Genomic DNA, 827 nt, shown 5'->3' with positions numbered 1-827 from the left:
AAACACTCAAAGCTAAGCTAAGAGGGCATTTTGAATACTATGGCGTGAGCGGGAATTTCCCAGCGATCGCAAGTTATTACTCAATTGCCAAGAGGCTGGCAAAGAAATGGTTAAATCGAAGAAGCCAAAAGCGGAAATTAAGTTGGGAGAAGTTCAACAAATATATTGAACGCTATCCACTACCGCAACCACGGATAACACATGATTTTTATACTTTAACAGGTTCAGTGAGTTAAGTTGAAGAGCCGTATGTGGGAAATCTACAAGTACGGTTCTGTGAGGGGCATCATGCTTTCTCACATTATGTTTAAAATTTAAATTATAAATAGGAGAAACAGAGATGTCTACTCGACAGAAAAAAATTATCTTTGGACTTGCTGGTGCGTTAATTAGTCCCAGATCAAAATAGATGGATTATATCAACAGGTCTTGAATATCAGCTGTTAAAGTCGCTTTCTGTTGCGTTAAGCTATGCACATTTCTTTGTTGAAAATGCAAGTATTAATAATACAGTTAATATTAATGGAGTGGATCAAACAACCAATGGCAATGTAAGGTCTTCTGCTGATTTGATTGGCTTGCAGCTTAAATGGAGACTGTAGTTTAGTTCTTTCAGTAGCATTGGTTTTAGGATTAATGCAATTGCTGCTATACTTTAGTTTACATTCACAAACACCATGGTTGGTATCATGATGCAAAAATGGAGTCAAATAATCAAAACATCCGCAAGCCCTTGGTATTTAGGGTATGGCTTTCAAGGGAGCCCATCCATCTAACTGTGTAAATTTTTCATAGTACTTAAATTCTGCCTTCAAATTTAATTAAAA

1 protein-coding gene and 1 pseudogene are annotated in these 827 nt (G+C 36.4%); both read left to right on the top strand.

Translation table 11 applies throughout. The features are described from left to right. The coding region (locus tag DNK84_RS14500; RefSeq protein WP_208123234.1) for a hypothetical protein at positions 1 to 236 on the top strand (236 nt) is incomplete at its 5' end. A gap of 168 nt (positions 237 to 404) precedes the next feature. Beyond that, positions 405 to 602, top strand: a pseudogene (locus DNK84_RS15130) (hypothetical protein); the annotation flags it as partial. Positions 603 to 827 lie beyond the last annotated feature (225 nt).

It is taken from the genome of Facilibium subflavum, from assembly GCF_003574485.1.
GTDB classification, from domain to species: domain Bacteria; phylum Pseudomonadota; class Gammaproteobacteria; order Francisellales; family Francisellaceae; genus Facilibium; species Facilibium subflavum.
Note: the sequence above shows the minus strand (reverse complement) of the source record. Positions and strands in the feature narration are given on the sequence as shown.